Origin of the sequence: Candidatus Chloroploca sp. Khr17 (assembly GCF_004138165.1) — a bacterium.
GTDB lineage: Bacteria > Chloroflexota > Chloroflexia > Chloroflexales > Chloroflexaceae > Chloroploca.
On record NZ_RYFF01000002.1, the window covers coordinates 24,929 to 42,455 of the forward strand.

At 56.8% G+C, this 17,527-nt stretch carries 13 protein-coding genes; 10 read left to right on the forward strand and 3 right to left on the reverse strand.

Annotated elements, in window-relative coordinates; all coding sequences use genetic code 11:
• Positions 1-4 precede the first annotated feature (4 nt).
• On the reverse strand, positions 5-1,642 hold the full coding sequence (locus EKD05_RS01545; protein ID WP_129670556.1) for an acyl-CoA dehydrogenase family protein: 1,638 nt from the start codon (positions 1,640-1,642) through the stop codon (positions 5-7).
• A gap of 316 nt (positions 1,643-1,958) precedes the next feature.
• Between EKD05_RS01545 and EKD05_RS01550 the strand changes: the two genes are divergently transcribed.
• From EKD05_RS01550 to EKD05_RS01595, 10 genes are all read left to right on the forward strand, one after another.
• Positions 1,959-3,131, forward strand: coding sequence for a Re/Si-specific NAD(P)(+) transhydrogenase subunit alpha (locus EKD05_RS01550; protein ID WP_129670557.1), 1,173 nt, complete (start codon positions 1,959-1,961; stop codon positions 3,129-3,131).
• Positions 3,132-3,216: 85 nt separating this feature from the next.
• On the forward strand, positions 3,217-3,498 hold the full coding sequence (locus EKD05_RS01555; RefSeq protein WP_129670558.1) for an NAD(P) transhydrogenase subunit alpha: 282 nt from the start codon (positions 3,217-3,219) through the stop codon (positions 3,496-3,498).
• A 3-nt stretch (positions 3,499-3,501) separates the two neighbouring features.
• A complete protein-coding gene (locus tag EKD05_RS01560; RefSeq protein WP_129670559.1) occupies positions 3,502-4,887 on the forward strand; it encodes an NAD(P)(+) transhydrogenase (Re/Si-specific) subunit beta in 1,386 nt (461 codons plus the stop codon).
• A 150-nt stretch (positions 4,888-5,037) separates the two neighbouring features.
• Positions 5,038-7,584: an FAD-binding oxidoreductase gene (locus tag EKD05_RS01565; protein WP_129670560.1), complete on the forward strand. Its 2,547-nt coding sequence runs from the start codon at positions 5,038-5,040 to the stop codon at positions 7,582-7,584.
• Positions 7,585-7,756: 172 nt separating this feature from the next.
• Complete coding sequence (locus EKD05_RS01570; protein WP_129670561.1) at positions 7,757-8,461, forward strand: response regulator transcription factor; 705 nt, start codon at positions 7,757-7,759, stop codon at positions 8,459-8,461.
• A gap of 3 nt (positions 8,462-8,464) precedes the next feature.
• Positions 8,465-9,472, forward strand: coding sequence for a DUF937 domain-containing protein (locus tag EKD05_RS01575; RefSeq protein WP_129670562.1), 1,008 nt, complete (start codon positions 8,465-8,467; stop codon positions 9,470-9,472).
• A gap of 68 nt (positions 9,473-9,540) precedes the next feature.
• Positions 9,541-10,029, forward strand: coding sequence for a DUF1269 domain-containing protein (locus EKD05_RS01580; RefSeq protein WP_129670563.1), 489 nt, complete (start codon positions 9,541-9,543; stop codon positions 10,027-10,029).
• Positions 10,030-10,301: 272 nt separating this feature from the next.
• A complete protein-coding gene (locus EKD05_RS01585; RefSeq protein WP_129670564.1) occupies positions 10,302-10,955 on the forward strand; it encodes a hypothetical protein in 654 nt (217 codons plus the stop codon).
• Positions 10,955-12,049 carry a hypothetical protein gene (locus EKD05_RS01590; RefSeq protein ID WP_129670565.1) on the forward strand — a complete coding sequence of 365 codons (1,095 nt, stop codon included), beginning with the start codon at positions 10,955-10,957 and terminating at the stop codon, positions 12,047-12,049. The genes EKD05_RS01585 and EKD05_RS01590 overlap by 1 nt, the downstream gene beginning before the upstream one ends.
• Positions 12,050-13,813, forward strand: coding sequence for a hypothetical protein (locus tag EKD05_RS01595; protein WP_129670566.1), 1,764 nt, complete (start codon positions 12,050-12,052; stop codon positions 13,811-13,813). It begins immediately after the preceding gene.
• A 65-nt stretch (positions 13,814-13,878) separates the two neighbouring features.
• Here the strand turns inward: EKD05_RS01595 and EKD05_RS01600 are convergent, their stop codons facing one another.
• Together EKD05_RS01600 and EKD05_RS01605 are read right to left on the reverse strand one after the other, a co-directional pair.
• Entirely contained in the window at positions 13,879-16,080 is a 2,202-nt protein-coding gene (locus tag EKD05_RS01600; RefSeq protein WP_129670567.1) for a TRAP transporter fused permease subunit, read from the reverse strand.
• A 98-nt stretch (positions 16,081-16,178) separates the two neighbouring features.
• A complete protein-coding gene (locus tag EKD05_RS01605; RefSeq protein WP_240695577.1) occupies positions 16,179-17,315 on the reverse strand; it encodes a TAXI family TRAP transporter solute-binding subunit in 1,137 nt (378 codons plus the stop codon).
• Positions 17,316-17,527: the final 212 nt, after the last annotated feature.

Here is a 17,527-nt window from a genome sequence, read left to right on the forward strand (position 1 = left end):
GTCACTACTCTGCCGGGAACGCGGCATTGAGCCGCTCGGCAACGATATTCATATCCTCAATCTGTCCAGCTTGAGCCTGATAAATCGCCGGTAGCCCGAGGTTTCCCGCTAGGTTGGGATCGGTCTGCCCTGCACTGATGCACCAGCGTAGCCCATCGGTGGCGACCTTGAGTGCCGCCTCGCGGGCGTGAATGCGCGCCATGGTGCGTAGGGTTTCGGGGCTAAAGGGCACGGCCTTGCTTGGGTTATTGGCGGCGCGCTCGCTAAAGATCGCGGCCGTTTCGGCCCACGCAATCAACTCACCAAGCCGGAAGAGAATATGCTGATTGCGGGTCAACCGATCAAGCCGGCAGCGCTCTAGCACCACCGCCAGTGCACGCAACGCCAGCGCGGTGGTGGCGGCCCCGGTGTCGGGGTTGGTACGGGCCAGTTGCTCGAGTTTCGCCGCCCAGTCGTTGTAGTAGGCTCCACGCGTCTTCAAATGCAACTGCCACCGATCACGCGCAATCGTCCACTCCATAATCTCCGAGGTACCCTCGTAGATACAGGTGATCCGCACATCGCGCTTGACCTTCTCGACCATATACTCTTTGGTGTAGCCATAGCCACCGTGCGCCTGGATCGCATCTTCAGCCGCCTTATTGCCGCTCTCGGTGGCGAAATACTTCGCTACGGCCCCCTCGGTCTGCTGCCCGGGGTCGCCCGCATCAATATTTTCCGCAACCCACTCGATATAAGCGCGTGAGGCTTCGAGCCGCACTGCATTCGGTACCAGCAGTTTGTGGGTGTAGGCCTGTTTCGTCGAAAGCAGCGCCCCACCTTGAATGCGCGTCTGCCCATACTGAATCGCCCGCTCAAGCGCGCTCCAGCCTCCACCCATGCCAAAGGCCGCGACCATCAGTCGGGTATAGCCAAAGACCGCTTGCGCCTGCGCAAGCCCCTGCCCTTCGACGCCGCCGACCAGATTTTCGGCTGGCACAAAGACCTCATCAAGGAAGAGCGCTGCCGTATTCGAAGCCCGAATGCCGTGCTTATCTTCGGGCTTGCCCCAGCTAAAGCCAGGCGCCCCCCGCTCAACGACAAACCAGGTTGGCCCGCCTTCGGTATTGGCAAGAATCGTATAGAGCGTCGCCACCCCACCATTCGAAATCCACTGCTTGCGCCCCGAGATCTTGTAGCCAGTCAGTTGCCCATCTTCATAGACTGGCGTTGCCCGGGTCGTCAGGCTGCCAAGATCACTCCCTGCCTGCGGCTCAGTCGCCCCATAGGCCACCAGCAAGCCCTCGTCGGCAATGCGCCCCATCCAGAGCGCCTTCTGCTCGTCGGTGCCACCCACCACGATTGGATCCGTGCCGAGAAAGGTTGCTAGTACTCCCGTCGCGACCCCAAGGTCGATGCGTGCCATTTGCTCGGAAACGCGGTAAATATCGTAAGCACCCCCACCGAGCCCACCGAACTCTTCGGGGATGAAAATAAGGTGCAGGCCAAATTTCTCAGGGTCGTAGAGATCCTTCAGCACCTGGTGCGGAAATTCGTCACGTTCGTCCAACTCCCTCAGAAATTCGGGTTTCAGTTGCCGGTCGGCATAATCCCGCAACGTCGTCAGTACCATCTCCAGCGTATCGGTATCCAGGGTCGTCATTACCTGTCCCTCCGAACTAGACCCATAACATAAGGGTATAAAACAGGCTCTAGTGTACACCATCGCAACGCGCTCGCGCCAATAAGTTGCAGAAGTAATAGATAAGAGATATTTATTATGCGAGAAATTTCGTTCACCGTTATGTTTCTAGGAGTATCAATTTGTGCCTTTGCCTTGTCTGTGAAAACATTCTCAATTGTATCAATCCATGGTATACTAAGCCGAGACTGCCCAGGTTTCGCTCAGTGAATGGACGTATGTTGCACAGAATAGGGCAGCCCTGCAGCGCACTCAGGAGTTCCAACAGGGAGAGTGTATGATCGTCGGCATTCCGGCTGAATTGGTGTCGGGTGAAGATCGCGTGGCGATCGTCCCCGCAGATGTGCCAGCCCTCATGAAAATGGGGTTGCAAGTTGTCGTTGAGGCAGGTGCCGGGATGCGGGCCGGGTTTCCTGACGCTGCCTATGTCGAACGTGGGGCGCGTACCGTGGCGTCGCGTACCGAGGTCTATGCGCAGGCTGATATCGTGCTCAAGGTGCGGGCGGCCGGCGCTGATCCAGGTCACGCCGATAAAGAACGGGCGATGTTGCGTCCTCAGCAGTTGTTGATCGCGTTTCTTGAACCGCTGTGGGAACCAAGGTTGGCGGCGAGCTTGGCTGAGCGAGGCGTGACCGCGATGGCGATGGAGTTGATCCCTCGCATCAGTCGTGCGCAGAGTATGGATGCGCTCTCTTCAATGGCGACGGTGGCCGGCTACAAGGCAGTGCTGATTGCGGCTGCCAGTATGCCGCGGATGTTTCCGATGTTGATGACGGCCGCTGGTACGGTGACGCCCGCTCGGGTCTTTGTCATTGGTGCCGGTGTGGCTGGGCTTCAGGCATGTGCTACCGCCAAACGCCTTGGGGCGCGCGTTGAGGCCTATGATGTCCGTGCTGCAGTGAAAGAACAGGTCGAGAGCGTTGGTGCCAAGTTTGTTGAGTTGCCCCTTGAAACAGGCAGCAGCGAAGACAAAGGTGGCTATGCCAAAGCGCTTGGCGATGATTTCTACGAGCGGCAGCGCAAGTTGATGGCTGAAGTGGTCGCACGTAACGATCTCGTCATTACAACGGCTGCTATTCCAGGGAAGCCATCACCGGTCTTGATTACGGCTGAGATGGTTGCTGGCATGCAGCCTGGTTCGCTGATTGTCGATCTCGCCGCCGAACGTGGGGGGAATTGTGCCTTGACCCGGTCTGATCAAATTATCGTCGCGCATCATGTCACGATCATTGGGCCAGGTAATTTGCCCGCAACGGTGCCTAATCACGCGAGCCAACTCTATAGCCGTAATCTGATCAATCTGCTCCGCCTCTTGGTCAAGGATGGCAAATTGACGGTCAATATGGATGATGAGATTATCCGTGAGTCTACCGTCGTTCACGATGGCAAAGTTGTCAGCGCCAGGATCAATGATCTGATTGGTGCGGGTACACCAGTTGCCTCGTCATAGCTGATCACTCAACGCATCGACGCATCAGTTAGACCAGCAGCGGTCGTTCTGATCGCTTGCCCCTGGATAACAAAGGAATCTTCGCATGGAAATACTCGTGGTCTCGTTGACCGTCTTTGTTCTGGCGCTTTTTATTGGTGTTGAGATTATTACCAAAGTGCCGCCAACCCTGCATACGCCGTTGATGTCAGGCTCGAATGCTATTTCAGGCATTACCTTGGTTGGGGCGATCCTTTCGGCTGGCTCGCTGGGGCCACAGGCGGCGACAATCCTTGGCTTTCTGGCTGTTATTCTTGCGACGATCAATGTGGTCGGTGGTTTTATGGTGACGAATCGCATGCTTGGCATGTTTCGCCGGAAGGATTGAGCGATGGGCAACGCGCTGATTAATTTGGCTTACCTTGCGTCGGCAACGCTCTTTATCCTTGGCATCAAGGGCCTTACCCATCCACGTACCGCCGTGCGTGGCAATCAACTCGGTGCGATCGGGATGCTCATCGCGGTCGTAACCGCTTTGGTCGATCAGCAGGTCGTCAATTATGTCTGGATCATCGCTGGCTTGGTCATCGGTTCGGGCATCGGTGCCCTGATGGCGACCCGCGTCCAGATGACCGATATGCCCCAGATGGTTGCGTTGCTCAATGGTTTCGGTGGTGCCGCTTCGACTTTTGTCGCCGGTGCTGCCCTCCTTGATGCGCTTCAGATCGATCTGGCACTCATTACGCCGCAGTTTATTGTTGCTACTGCTGCCTCCGGTCTTGTTGGTACCGTGACGTTCTGGGGCAGCCTTGTGGCGTTTGGTAAGCTGCAGGGCATTGTCAAGGATGTTCGCTTGCCGGGTGCCCAGATCTTTAATGCGATCTTGCTCGTCGTCGCTCTCGCGCTCTCGGTCTGGCTGATTGTTGATCCGACGGCCGTCTGGATCTATTGGGCCATTGTGGTTGTCTCTTCGATCCTTGGGCTTTCGCTCGTCTTTCCTATCGGTGGCGCCGATATGCCGGTGGTGATTTCGTTGCTCAATTCTTATTCGGGTATTGCCGCCGCTGCCGCTGGTTTTGTCCTTACGAATAATGCGCTGATTATTACCGGTTCTCTCGTTGGGGCCTCTGGGATTATTCTTACGAGCATTATGTGCCGGGCGATGAATCGGTCGTTGACGAATGTGCTCTTTGGCATCTGGGTTCCCTCGGATGCCGCTGATAGTAGCGATGATGTCTATGGCGGGCGCGTCAAGGCGGCCAATGCTGAAGAATTGGCCATGTTGATGGAGACAGCGCGCCGGGTGGTGATTGTTCCCGGTTATGGTATGGCTGTCTCGCAAGCCCAGCACGCGGTGCGCGATCTCGTCAATTTGCTCGAAGAGCGTGGTGCTGAAGTCGAGTTTGCCATCCATCCGGTTGCCGGTCGCATGCCCGGCCATATGAATGTGTTGCTCGCCGAGGCCGATATTCCCTACGATAAGATGAAGGAGATGGATGAGATCAATCCTTCCTTCGAACAGACCGATGTGGTTATTGTCATTGGGGCGAATGATGTCGTCAATCCCGTTGCACGTACCAATCCGAGTAGCCCCATCGCTGGGATGCCTATCCTTAATGTCGATAAGGCCCGCAGTATTATTGTGATTAAGCGGAGCCTTAGCCCCGGCTTTGCCGGTATCCCTAACCCGCTCTTTGCGGCCGATAATACGCTGATGCTCTTCGCCGACGCCAAAAAGGGTGCCCTCGATATTATGAATGCCCTCAAAGCAGTATGAACATATAGTCTTTGAATATGTGCTTCTGCCTACCTATTGCCGAGATGGAGCATAGCCGAAATGATGCGGTTCTGGTATGATACCCAGAACCGCATTCTCGTCTCTGGCTGTTGTGCTGCCTCCGTCCAATGTTGTATGTCAGGAGCCTCCATGATTGCCCGTGAGCCTGCCCTTACTGCGCTGACAAGTCTGTTGCCGCCTGGCCGTGTTGTGACTGATCCGGTTGCGTTGCTGACCTATGAAGGCGACGCGAGCCTCGATCGCGGTCTTCCCGATGCAGTGGTTTTGCCCCAGACGACCGAAGAGGTCGCTCGCCTGGTCGCCTGGGCCTCACGCTATCGGATTCCGCTGGTGGCGCGTGGCGCTGGTACCGGTCTCTCGGGTGGCGCTGTCGCTGAACACGGTGGTGTCATTGTTGCCTTTGCCCGTATGGAACGCCTCGTTGACCTCGATCCGGTGGGTCGGAGTGCTGTCGTTGAACCTGGCTTGACCAATCTGTTGCTCGATACCGTTACCCGTGAGCACGGGCTCTATTTTCCCCCTGATCCTTCCAGTGGCCGTGCTTCGACGCTCGGCGGCAATCTCGCTGAGAATGCCGGCGGCCCCCACTGTTTCAAGTATGGGGTCACCTCCAATTATGTGACGGGCCTTGAGGCTGTGTTGCCCGATGGCCGTCTTGTGCGCCTCGGCGGCGCGGCCCTCGATTATCCTGAGTATGATCTCGCTGGGTTGCTCGTTGGCAGTGAGGGTACCCTCGGCTTGATTACGAGCGCAACGGTGCGTTTGATGCGCTATCCACCTGCCGTCAAGACGATGATGGCTGCCTTTGACTCGGTTGAGACCGCTGGTGAAGCTGTTTCCGCCGTCATTGCCCGTGGCCTGGTCCCCGCCACGATGGAGATGATGAATCAGGCGATGATGGAGATTATCGAGGCCTTTGTGCCCGCCGGTCTCCCTACTACCGCCGGGGCGGCGCTCATTATCGAGGCTGATGGCTATCCCGAGAGTGTCGGTCTTCAGATTGATGAGATTGCGGCGATTCTGCGCGAGTATGGTGGCTTCAATCTCCGCATTGCGCAGAGTTCCGAAGAGCGTGACCGGATCTGGTATGGGCGCAAGAGTGCCGCTGGCGCGATGGCGCGCCTCGCCCCGGCCTTCTATCTCGTGGATGGCACGGTGCCTCGCAGCAAGCTCGCTGCAACGCTCGGTGGCGTCAATGCGATCTGCGCCCGCGCTGGTCTCGAGGTGGCCTATGTCTTCCACGCCGGCGATGGCAATCTTCACCCCTTTATTCCGCTCAAAAATCCCAATGATCCGGCCCTGGTACGCCAGGTCATTGAAGTTGGCCGTGAAATCCTGGAACTCTGCGTTGGCTACGGTGGCAGTATCACCGGTGAACACGGCGTCGGCATCGAGAAACGTGCTTTTATGCCGATGATGTATACCGCCGATGAGTTGGCCGTCATGCGCGAGATCCGTGATCTCTTTGATCCACAGGCTATTTGTAATCCAGGCAAGATTTTTCCGCCCGCCTCGCCCACACCGGCCCCGGTGCCTCCGGTTGACCATCCGGCCCTCACCGCAACCCCTGAAGATGCTCTTGCCCCCACCACTGCCGCCGAGGCCGCCGCAATCCTGCATGCGTTGACGGCGACGGGCCGTTCTGTGCGCCTGGTCGGTGGTGACTCGCACGCGTCTTCGCCTGGTTCGGCTGAGGTGACGGTGAGTAGTCGTGGCCTTGCCGGTATTACGACCTATGCCCGTGACGATCTCTATGTTGTCGCCGGTGCCGGGACGCCTCTTGCGACCTTGCAGGCCGAGTTGGCGCAGGATGGGATGTGGGTGCCCCTCGTGTCGCCCTGGCCTGAGGCAACGCTTGGGGGCATTGTGGCGACCAACTTCAATGCGCCTTTGCGCATGCGTTATGGGGGCGTTCGTGATCTTTTGCTCGCCACGACCGTCGCGTTGCCCGACGGTCGGGTCATCGGGGCTGGTCGTCCGGTGGTCAAGAATGTCGCTGGCTACGACCTCCCCAAGCTCTATGTTGGCTCGCACGGTACGCTTGGCATGCTCACCGATGTGACCCTCAAGCTCTCGCCGCGCCCACGTGCCTCGGTGACCCTGCGCGCCAGTTTCGCCAGCCTTGCCGACGCCCTTGCCGCTGGTGCCCGTCTGCTGCCGCTCTGTCTCGTGGCATCGGCACTGCTGATCGTTGCCGAGCCTGGCTCGACCGCGCTTGTCTATACGGCTGAAGGGTATCCCGAAGATGTACAGGCTGAAAGTGCGCAGGTTCAGGGGTTGCTCGCCGGGGCAACCGCGCTTGAAACCCTGACTGAGACGACCGGGTCGGCGCAGTGGGCGGCATGGCTTGCCGCTAGTCAGGCGCGCATAACGCTTCGTCTGGGCCTTCCTTCCCAGCGCCTGCCCGAGGTGACCCGCCTCGCCGCCCCGACGTCGGCTGGTCTGCTCGCCGATCTTGCCAATGGGTTGCTCTACGTTCGCGATCCGGCGCAACCCTCCGCGCTTGCTCAGGCTGCACGGCAGGCCGGTGGCTATGCTGTCAGCGTGCCAGGTTGTTTGCCGCCTCCCGCTGATCTCGCTCTCCAGGGCTATGTGTCCGAAGCGCGGGCAATCCAGCAGGCGCTGCAGAACCATTTCGGTGCTGGGGGGCTTCTCAACCCCGGCATATGGTCATAAATACTACATTTTGAGTGATGCTATTGGTGTCTGCTACCGACTATACTAGCTATACACTTGATCTCGACAACAGTGCATTGCTGTATGCCATTTGTGCATCACAAATGACGAGGCGGTACTCTCAGTAGTGCCGCTTTTGGTGGGTAGATACCATGTCTTTTGCGCAGATACTATGACCATCAAAAGCCAGATTCGGATAGTGACTGCTGATCCACAGTCAATCTATCGTGCTGGAATACGCCATATCCTTTCCGCGCTGCCGAATATTGCGGTTGTGGGTGAGGCGGGCTTTGCTGCCGATGCTTTTATGCTCTGCGAGCGGCACCATCCTAACCTGCTGCTGCTTGATCTGACGATGCCAGGGGCGCTGGATTTGCTGCGTGACCTTCAGCACCAGCAGCCGCCTGTGCGTGTGGTTGTCTTGACCGAGCGGGTTGAAGCGATGCTGCTGCCTGCGGCATTGCAGTATGGCATCACCGCGTATCTGCTCAAGCATGTTGATGCCTTTGAATTGGCCCAGGCTCTGCGCAATGCGGCGAATGGGGTGTTGACCCTGGCTCCCGAAGTTGCCGCCTTGCTTGCTGGCGATGATCAGCAACAGGTTGCTGATCCGGATCGCCTCTCTCAACGCGAACAGGCCGTCTTTGCGCTCTTGTTGTACGGCCTCTCGAATGATGCGATTGCTGAACGCCTGCATATTAGCCGTACAACGGTCAAGTTTCATCTGCGCAATATCTATGGTAAACTTGGTGTACGCACGCGTGTGGAAGCAATCAGCAAGTCCTACCGCCAGTATCACGCTGCTGGGACGTCGCTGCACGATCGGCTGCCTCCTTTGTCCCGGCAGCCGTTAAAGCTCTCGATGAAAGGAATTTGATGTATGCCATCGGTGATTGACACAATTTCGAATCTGATCAGTCCGACGGTGATTGAACGTGTCGGTAAGCAGGTGGGCCTTAGTGACGAAATGACCCGCCAGGGGATCGCTTTGACCACCGCAGTGCTGGCGGGCGGTTTGGCCCGTATGGGCAATACGCCCGAGGGTGTCGAGGCGCTTGATAAGATGATTCAGGGCGCTGATACTGGTGTGCTCGGCAATCTCCAGGGGGTGCTCGCCAAACCGACCGGCACAACCCCCGCAGTTGTGCAGCAGATGTTTGGCAGCAATCTTGAACTCGTAACGGGTGGCATCAAGAAGGCGAGCAGCATTGATATTACGCCGTTCCTTGGTATCGTGACTCCGGTGCTGATGGGTGTGATTAAGAATATGACGACCCAGCAGGGGATGGATGCAGCCGCCCTCACCAAGACCTTGCAGACCGAACTGCGTGGCCTGAGCCGCCGCGATAGCACGACCAATCAGGTGATCAAAGAGGTCTTCAAGCCGCTTGAGGTTCAGGATAAGTTGCGGGCCAAGTTTAGTGATGAAGAATGGGCTACGTTGCGCCAGGGTCCGGTCTATGCCGCGACGCTCATTATTCTTGCTGATCTTTCCGGCAAGGGTGGCCGTGATAAAGAACTCGATGCGATGTATGCCGCAATTGATGAGGCAGTCACCAAAGCTGGCCCCACCGAGTTGCTCAATATCCTCTTCAATGACGATGTGACCGCTGATGAGGTCGAGGCAATGGTCAAGGCCCATAAGAAGTCTGAGCAGGCCGAGATCCAGGCGACCCTGATGCCCCTCGTGCTCGAGTCAGTTGGCGTTGCGCGTGCCAAGGCGCCTCGTTCCGATGCCGTCGCTTATCAGGGCTTGATGCTTGCGATTGCCCAGCAAGTTGCCGGTGCGGTCAAAGAGGGTGGCTTCCTCGGGATGGGCGGTACGCCGGTGAGCGCCGAAGAGAAGGCCGCCATTGATGCCCTTGCTGCCGCGCTGGCGGCAAGCTAAGCTGTCTTTATTCCTGATTTTTTCTCGTTTGCTCGCTTGTGTCATTTGAAACTTAGGGAGGTTTTTATATGTCCGCTTTGACTGTGCTGAAGTTCCCGACCGTGGACGGTGCCGAGAAGATGCTCGATACGCTGGATAGTCTGCAGAAGCAGCAGTTGATTACCATTATTGATGCGGCTACTGTTGTCTGGGCTGCCGATAAGAAGAAACCCAAGACCCGCCAGCTCCATAATCTGGCCGGAATGGGTGCCCTCAATGGGATGTTCTGGGGCATGCTCTTTGGCTTGCTCTTCTTCATTCCGTTTGTCGGCGCGGCGATCGGTGCCGCCACCGGCGCACTCACCGGTAGCTTCGCTGATGTCGGTATTGATGATCGCTTCATCAAGGAAGTTCAGGCCAAAGTCACCCCCGGTACCTCGGCCCTCTTCTTGATGAGCACCGGTGCTGTCCTCGACCGGATCAGTGAGGCCGTTAAGGGCCAGGAATTTGAGTTGATCGCGAGCAATCTCTCGACTGAGCAGGAAGCGAAGCTCAAAGAGTACTTCAGCGAGGAGTAAGCTCGCCCGCAGCATCGTATATAAACAAGAGCATACGTAGGCTGATGCCTGCGTATGCTCTTGTTTACATAACCCCTGTGATTGCACGCAAACCCATTTTAGAACTAATGAGTTGTTAGACGCGGTTTCAGGCTACTGTACCGTTCACGCTCATCGGCGTGCCGACTTCAGTCGGCTTCCAGTTCAGCCGGCTGAAGTCGGCACGCCGCGTCGAGGGTAGAGCTGATCCGGCCCTTCTAGAACCATGTCGTAACGCAGAAAAAGGCGGTGCCGTGTTTGAATTTCTTGGCTATGTGCTTCAGGGTATTGGTGGGGCGCTTCGCCTTAATCCCCGCGTCTTTGAAGTGGTCGAAAGCTATCCCAATACCAACTGGATCATTCTGATGATTGCACTTCTCGGTGGCGCCTCGATGCTCGTTGGCCAGAGTGTCATTCTCTTTGTGAATCGGGTGCGCCCCGGGCGCTTTGTGCTCAGTTTGCTGGTCAATGGCATTATTTTTGCGACCTCGCTGCTTATCTGGGCGATCGCGATCTGGGCCACCGGTCAGGTGCTCTTTCCCAATGATATTCCGTTCCGTACGGTGATGCGCCTGGTCGGTCTCGGTGCTACGCCCTATCTCTTTGGTTTTTTGGTGCTGATCCCTTACCTCGGTACGTTCATTGGCCGTGTGCTCTCGGTCTGGAGCTTTCTGGTTGTGCTCGGTGGCATTACCTTTCTCGCTAATGGCGCCCTCTGGCCCGCGCTTGTCTGTGTTGGCCTCGGGTATCTGCTTGTGACGGTCGGCAGTGCGACGATCGGACGCCCTATTCTTGCTGTCCGTAACTGGCTCTTCAAGACGGCTGCGGGGACAACCTTTGATACGGCGCTTGATGATGTGCTTGATCGTTTTGCCAATGAGAAATCACCCCCCAAAGGAGGTCGCTGATGCTCTCATTACTCTGGTTGCTCTTCATTGGTGCCGTTGTTTTGCTCTTCCTTTCGGCTGCCGTTGCTCCCTTCGAGAGCCTTGGCTGGTGGGCCGGTTGGTTTGGTGAAAGCAAAGCGCCCCCGGTTCCCGGTCACGTCACGCCCCAGTTGGCCGATATTCCTGAAAGCAAAGAACCCCATTTTCTCGTCTATCTCTCGGGAATCGGGGCGATTGATGCCGCCGGTATTCCCCAGGAAGAGATCGATTGGGGCAAGATGGCGATCAAACGCCTCTCCAATACGACCGTGGTTCCTGATGTCTATCCCTATTCCGTCACCAATGCCGGTCTCACCAACGAACGCGCCTTTGCTCGTATGTGGGGGTATCTCGAAAAGCGCCGTTTGAAAAATCCGTATGACTTGCTGCAATTCCTTATTAACATTCGCAATATGTTCCAGGTGGCAATTTCGGCGGATCGCCGCTATGGGCCGATCTATAACCTGGGGGTTGCCAATGAAATTGTTGAGGCGCTGCAGTTGCGTGGCTATCGCATTGGCAGTGGCAAGCCCGTGACGATTATTGGTTTCTCGGGTGGGGCGCAGATTGCGATTGGTGCCGCAACGTTTCTCAAGCCGTTGCTCCGCCAGGCTCCCATCCGTGTTATCTCCATTGGTGGGGTGATGAGTGATGATCTCGGTATTAAAAATCTGACCAAACTCTACCATCTCTGGGGTGACGATGATCCTCTCCACGGGCTCGGCGAGAAACTCTATGCCGGGCGCTGGAAGTGGTTTTCGCAGAGCGTCTGGAACCAGGCGCTCTACAATGGGGTCATCGAGTTTGTCCCGATGGGCAAGATGCATCACAATGGTGCAACCAACTATTTTTCGTGGGTGGCGTTTACCCCCGATGGGCGCTCACACGCAATCGCAACCATTGATACGATCGGTGATCTGCTGGTGCGCGAGCATCTGATTGATGCAACTGATCTCGCTGCCGCCCGTGAGTCAACTGATGCCGAGGCTCGTGTCTATGCCGATGCCCGTGTGGCTGAGATTGCCGAAGCCAGGGCTGAACGCGAGGCGAAAAAGAAGAAGCAAAAGGTGGCCTAAATGACGACCGTCAGCAATTATCAGCGCTATCAAGCCGCTGCCTTCAATCAACCCGCCTTCTATCCGCTTCAGCAGGTGCCCGATCCTACCCGCTACCAACCGCTTGGTGCCTGGCTCGGCCGCTTGAGCTTGCCTTCACTCGCTGAACGTGAATTGGTGCTTGGTTGCTGGATCGAACTCGAACACGTGCCCGCAACCGATCAGGATCTCCTTGGTGCTAGGGTGCGCCTGCGCTGGCTCCCGAACCTGACGCTCAATGCGCGTTTCTGGGGGGCCACCCGCAGTGTCCATATGAGCGAAGATTCGCTCAAGGCGATCGCGGCGGGTACGGTGCTTGCCGAACGGGTCAATGGCTGGGAGTATGTCAATCCACTTGAGTCGCTCGCCGGGGCGCATCCGCTTGATGATCTCACGGTGCGCCTTGAAGATGAGGTGACGGTCGAACGCCAACCCGCCGATGGCGGCCCGCCAATCATCTTTGTGACGACCGAACCAGTCCAGATTACCGGTCGCTTCTATGCGCTGGTACAGTTTCTTGGGCCTTCAGGTGACGGTGATGCCTATCGTGTGCGCCACTATGCGTCGGCGACCAGTGACTTCACTGGCCCCGAAGAATTGGTGCGCATGCCCGAGGTTGTGCCCGATAGCTTCGGTGTGTCCAATAGCACCGCCTCTGGCATCGAGCACTCGCCCCTCAATGCGCAAGGCTGGTATATCTATGGTGCCCAGGATGCCGAAGGCAATTTTGTCGTGCGTGCCCTGGCCCCTCGCTTGATGCTACGCCTCGAACCCCAGAGTTACGCTGATCGCACCTCTGAGTGTATGGAGTATTTGAAGCCTAAACAGTGGAAGCAAGCCGCTGTCAAAGGCCAGGCGACCACCGTATTGCTTGCTGGTGACGGCATTACCCCGCATGCGGCACGTGATGCGTGGCGAGCCGGGGATCGTGCCTTGCTGGTTCATCTCTTTGGTGGCATTGGTGGCGAAAAACGTGAACCTGCCGCTCGTACTCCACTCTATTGGGGCCATTTTGCGTTTGGCTGCGCTACCGTCATCCATGAACCGCTTGCTGATGAGTTAAGCTTTGATCTTGTTTATCATCAGGTGTATGCCCATAATGTTGATGGCCTGACCGCTGGCTCGATGCACTATAGCCGGTATAGTGGTGACCGCCAGTATGGTTGGTCGGGGGTTCGTCCGATCCAGGATGTGCTGATCAAACATCCTGCGGTGACAGATGCATTCCAACTGGGTGGCCAGCCGCTTGCCGCGCTCGATTTGATCTTGCGCCAGCTTGAAGTAATGATGGCGCGCTATCGTATCGCCGATGGACGTGGTGGTACCAGTGTCGGGGCGGCCAATAATTGTGCCCAGGATTCAGCCCAGGCGCTCTATGCGGCCATTCGCAATGCAGGTCGCCTCTTGCGTGATCGGCCTGATCTCCAGGAGGCCCTTGCCAATACTCCCGAAAATGCCCGTCGCCTCGAGACGCTCTTGTCAATCGGCAGCGATGTGCGCGAAGTCCTCACACCCTGGGGTGCCCGCGAGGATTGGGAATACGACCTGCCTATCCTTGGCAGCGGTGGCACACCACTCAAAAGCCTTGGCAAAGCCGTACGCAGTTGGCGCACTGTCCTGCCGCCCGTCATTGCCCGTGCCCTGATCGAGGTCTTTCTCAAACGCGGTGCCTCGGCCTGGGTCTTGCGCAGCAGCCAGATCGGCGGTCACGACCCGACGATCGAGCCAATTGTCCCGAACGTGTAGCGTGTTGTCCGCACGAAAAAGCCAGCATCGCGATGCTGGCTTTTTCGTGCGGACAACAATTGATCTCAGGTTGCCGGTTGGGCTGGCGCAACGGGCTTGCCACGTCGTTTCACATCATAGTACTGCCAGATCCAGACCCCACTAAAGATCGCGATACCCAGCAGATCAGTGCCTAGACTCGGCCAGAAGCAGAGGAAAGCCCCAAAGGCGGCGATGATCCACTCCCACCACGTTGTTTGCCGTACCAAATAGAACATCGAAACCGCCGAGAACGCAATCGTGCCAATAAAGCCTGAGAAGAAAGCGAGGCCCACCTCACCCCACATGACTTCTTGTAGCGGCTGACCGGTATGCCCAATCAGCAAAATTGCCGGGCTGAAGGCAAAGAGGAACGGCATCACATAGAGCAACTTCGCAAACTTAAAGGCCGTCCATCCTGTCTTCCAGGGGTCAGCCCCGGCAATGGCGGCCCCGGCATAAGCAGCCACACAGACCGGGGGCGTAATGTTGCTATCCTGGCTGAACCAGTAGACAATCATATGCGCCGCGATCAAAGCTACCCCGAGTTCGGTGAGGGCGGGCACCATGATTACTGCGGTGATCAGGTAGGCTGCTGTCACCGGGACACCCATGCCAAGCACGAGTGAGGCCAGGCCAATTAATATGATTGCTAGCACAACATTGCCACCCGCCAAGTCGGTCAGAATCTTGGCAAAACGCCCGCCAATGCCGGTTGCATAGATGGTGCCAACGATCATTCCGATCACGCCCACCGTTGCTCCAATCACCAGTGTATCGCGTACACCCTCTTCCATTGCCTCAATCACACTGCGCCCTACGCGCAAGGTACTGCGCCCAAAGGCTTGCAGTTTGCTGCCGCCCAGCACGAGCGGATTCTTGAAATCGGCAGCATTATCAGGCATCGTATACATCAGGATGACACACGACAGGATTGACCAGAAGGCTGAGTAACCAGCGGAAAAGCCGGTCATCATCAACGCCACAAGCACCAGCAGTGGCACCGACATATACCACTCTTTACGAATGATGTCGATAGCCTTCACACCGGTCTCAATCCCGCGCAGGTTGTGTTTCTTTGCCTCAAAGTGAACCATTGTTAGCACCGAGAGAAAGTAGAGGATCGCGGGAAAGATCGAAATCACCACAATGGTTGGATAGGGAACTGCGGTCAATTCGGCCATCAAAAATGCACCAGCACCCATGACCGGGGGCATAAAGGCACCACCGATCGAGGCCGAGGGTTCAATGGCCCCTGCAACGTGTGGGCGAAAGCCAGAGCGCTTCATCAACGGAATCGTGAAAGCGCCGGTACTGACGGTATTGGCAATCGCACTGCCTGAAATTGAACCAAAAAGCGCTGATGAAATGACCGCGACCTTGGCTGGCCCCCCCGTTGATCGTCCTGCCAGGGCAAGAGGAAGATCAATAAAAAAGCGGCTTGCGCCTGATTTGCGAAGGAAGGCCCCAAAGAAGATGAAGAGGATAACGTACGAGACGAGCACGTTGGCCATGATGCCAAAGACGCCTTCCTGGTCAAAGAAGAGCGTGGTTGCCGCGCGTTCGGCTGAGCGTCCGCGGTGCGCAAAGGTGCTTAAAATGGGGACATCATAGAGCACACTGCCAAAGCGCAGATAGAGAATGAACATACCACCGATAATAGTCATTGACCAGCCAAGCACACGGCGGGCAATCTCAAGCGAAATCAGCAACCCGATTGAGCCAACAATATAGTCGTTATAGTTGTAAGCCCCTGCCCGAAATTGAAGATCCTTGAAATTGAGAATGTAATAGCCAACGACACCAACAGTCAAGGCCATCAAGATGAGATCAATCAAGCTTGGCCCCGAAGGTGGCGCAAGCACCATCCGCAGCCAACCTGGCAGTCGCTCAAGGATGTTCTCCATCCATGGACGTACTTTGCTTTTGCGGGGAATGGCCGGATAGAGTAGCAGAATCAAGATGTAGGTTAACATCACATACAAGCCGCGCTGCCACTGTACCGGGGCCGGTAGCGTTCCCGCAGTATAAATATAAAAACCAGCCATTCCAACCGAGATGACCGAAACAACCATTGCCCAGAAGCGATTGAGTTGACGGGTAGCTGGCTCCTCTTTCTCGACAATTGCACGTAGCTTTTCGTCTTGAATCGCATCCTCAGCACCCGGAGTGCTCAAGGCAGCCAGAATTGCCTGTGGGTCTTCTTCGGGTTTTTTCTTTTCCGGTTCGGGGGCGGACTGTCCTGCCATCACTCCTCCTCATCGAGTTGGCCGTTAGATTGCGCAATGGTGCTATCCACAACGATTTCGTGGATAACACCATTGCTGCGTTTAAGCAAAGATACCTGTTACTTCAACTCATCCGGAATGGTAACGCCCTGCTCTTCCCAGAAGCGTACTGCTCCGGGATGCAACCGACTCCCGATGCCGGTAATGCCATTTTCGAGGGCGACCTCACTGGCCGATGGGTGGGCGGCCCGCAGGCGGCTCATCCCTTCATCACCGAACACCGTCTTGAGTGCATTGTAGACCACGTCTTCGGGGACATCGACATTAGCTACCCAGAGGGCTGTATCCTGGAAGCTCGGCACATCCTCATCAACCCCACTGTACGCCCCGCCAAGCAGATTGCGCGCCGAGTAGAAGGGGTAGGCCTCAAAGAAGCCGCCCTCAACGCCAGGATTGTAGACATCAATCAGGCGAATGTCGGTGACCGTGGTTGCCTCAGTTACTGAAGCATTGGGGAAGCCGGCCAGGATCCAGAAACCATCAAGCTGACCATCGCCCATCGCCGAAGCAGCCTGCGAATAGCCGAGGTATTCAACCTGGATCTGATCAATCAGCCCCATCTGGGTAAAGTAGCGCTCGGCGGAAAGCGCCGCACCCGAGCCAGCGTTGCCCAGCGCAATGCGCTTGCCCGGCAGATCAGCCACACTCTGAATGCCACTGGCTTCAGAGACGACCAGGTGGATCACACCACCATACAGCGGGGCCACCGCCAGCACATTGGTATACTGGGTCGGATCCTGGGGCAGTTCACCGGCAGCACCCAGCGCCACGTCGCCTGCATAGACGATGCCAAACTGGAAGTCACCCGAATTGGTGCTACGCAAATTCTCAGCCGAACCACCTGTACCCTCTGCCGTGATCTCTAGATTAGGATCGGCATCGGCTACAATGATCGCCAGCGTATCTGCATATACCTGGAAGACACCACCGACTGGCCCACCACCAAACGAAAGCCGCAACTGCTCTGCTGCGGGGGCTTCGGTTGCTGCTGCGGGGGCTTCGGTTGCTGCTGCGGGGGCTTCGGTTGCTGCTGCGGGGGCTTCGGTTGCTGCTGCTACGGGAGCATCTGTTGCTGCTGGAGCCGGTGCCTCAGTTGGCGTTGCCGCTGGTGCTGCGCCACATGCGGCCAGAACTAGGGCCATAACCATCATCAAAACGACTACCATCAACTCACGTGGCGAACGAAAGCTTCTCATCTACACTACCTCCTTGTCAAATTCCTACGACCGCGTCACTGCGATAACTAGTTGGGCCGGTCTGAGCGCGAATCGATCAGACCCGATGAGAAAGATCTATGCTTGGGGAGGCTTCTGCATTATTATGTGAGAGACTCTGCGTGTGTGCGGAGTATAACCCGCATCAAGTTCGCTTGTCAAGCGATGACATAACGTTGGGTGCTCGCTGGAGG

Excerpts from the sequence above, each read along its gene's own strand:
- EKD05_RS01595 (WP_129670566.1), top strand. The coding sequence starts at position 12,050 with ATGACGACCGTCAGCAATTATCAGCGCTATCAAGCCGCTGCCTTCAAT.
- EKD05_RS01575 (WP_129670562.1), top strand. The coding sequence starts at position 8,465 with ATGCCATCGGTGATTGACACAATTTCGAATCTGATCAGTCCGACGGTG.
- EKD05_RS01590 (WP_129670565.1), top strand. The coding sequence starts at position 10,955 with ATGCTCTCATTACTCTGGTTGCTCTTCATTGGTGCCGTTGTTTTGCTC.
- EKD05_RS01555 (WP_129670558.1), top strand. The coding sequence starts at position 3,217 with ATGGAAATACTCGTGGTCTCGTTGACCGTCTTTGTTCTGGCGCTTTTT.
- EKD05_RS01565 (WP_129670560.1), top strand. The coding sequence starts at position 5,038 with ATGATTGCCCGTGAGCCTGCCCTTACTGCGCTGACAAGTCTGTTGCCG.
- EKD05_RS01605 (WP_240695577.1), bottom strand. The coding sequence starts at position 17,315 with ATGAGAAGCTTTCGTTCGCCACGTGAGTTGATGGTAGTCGTTTTGATG.
- EKD05_RS01570 (WP_129670561.1), top strand. The coding sequence starts at position 7,757 with ATGACCATCAAAAGCCAGATTCGGATAGTGACTGCTGATCCACAGTCA.
- EKD05_RS01545 (WP_129670556.1), bottom strand. The coding sequence starts at position 1,642 with ATGACGACCCTGGATACCGATACGCTGGAGATGGTACTGACGACGTTG.
- EKD05_RS01580 (WP_129670563.1), top strand. The coding sequence starts at position 9,541 with ATGTCCGCTTTGACTGTGCTGAAGTTCCCGACCGTGGACGGTGCCGAG.
- EKD05_RS01550 (WP_129670557.1), top strand. The coding sequence starts at position 1,959 with ATGATCGTCGGCATTCCGGCTGAATTGGTGTCGGGTGAAGATCGCGTG.
- EKD05_RS01560 (WP_129670559.1), top strand. The coding sequence starts at position 3,502 with ATGGGCAACGCGCTGATTAATTTGGCTTACCTTGCGTCGGCAACGCTC.
- EKD05_RS01600 (WP_129670567.1), bottom strand. The coding sequence starts at position 16,080 with ATGGCAGGACAGTCCGCCCCCGAACCGGAAAAGAAAAAACCCGAAGAA.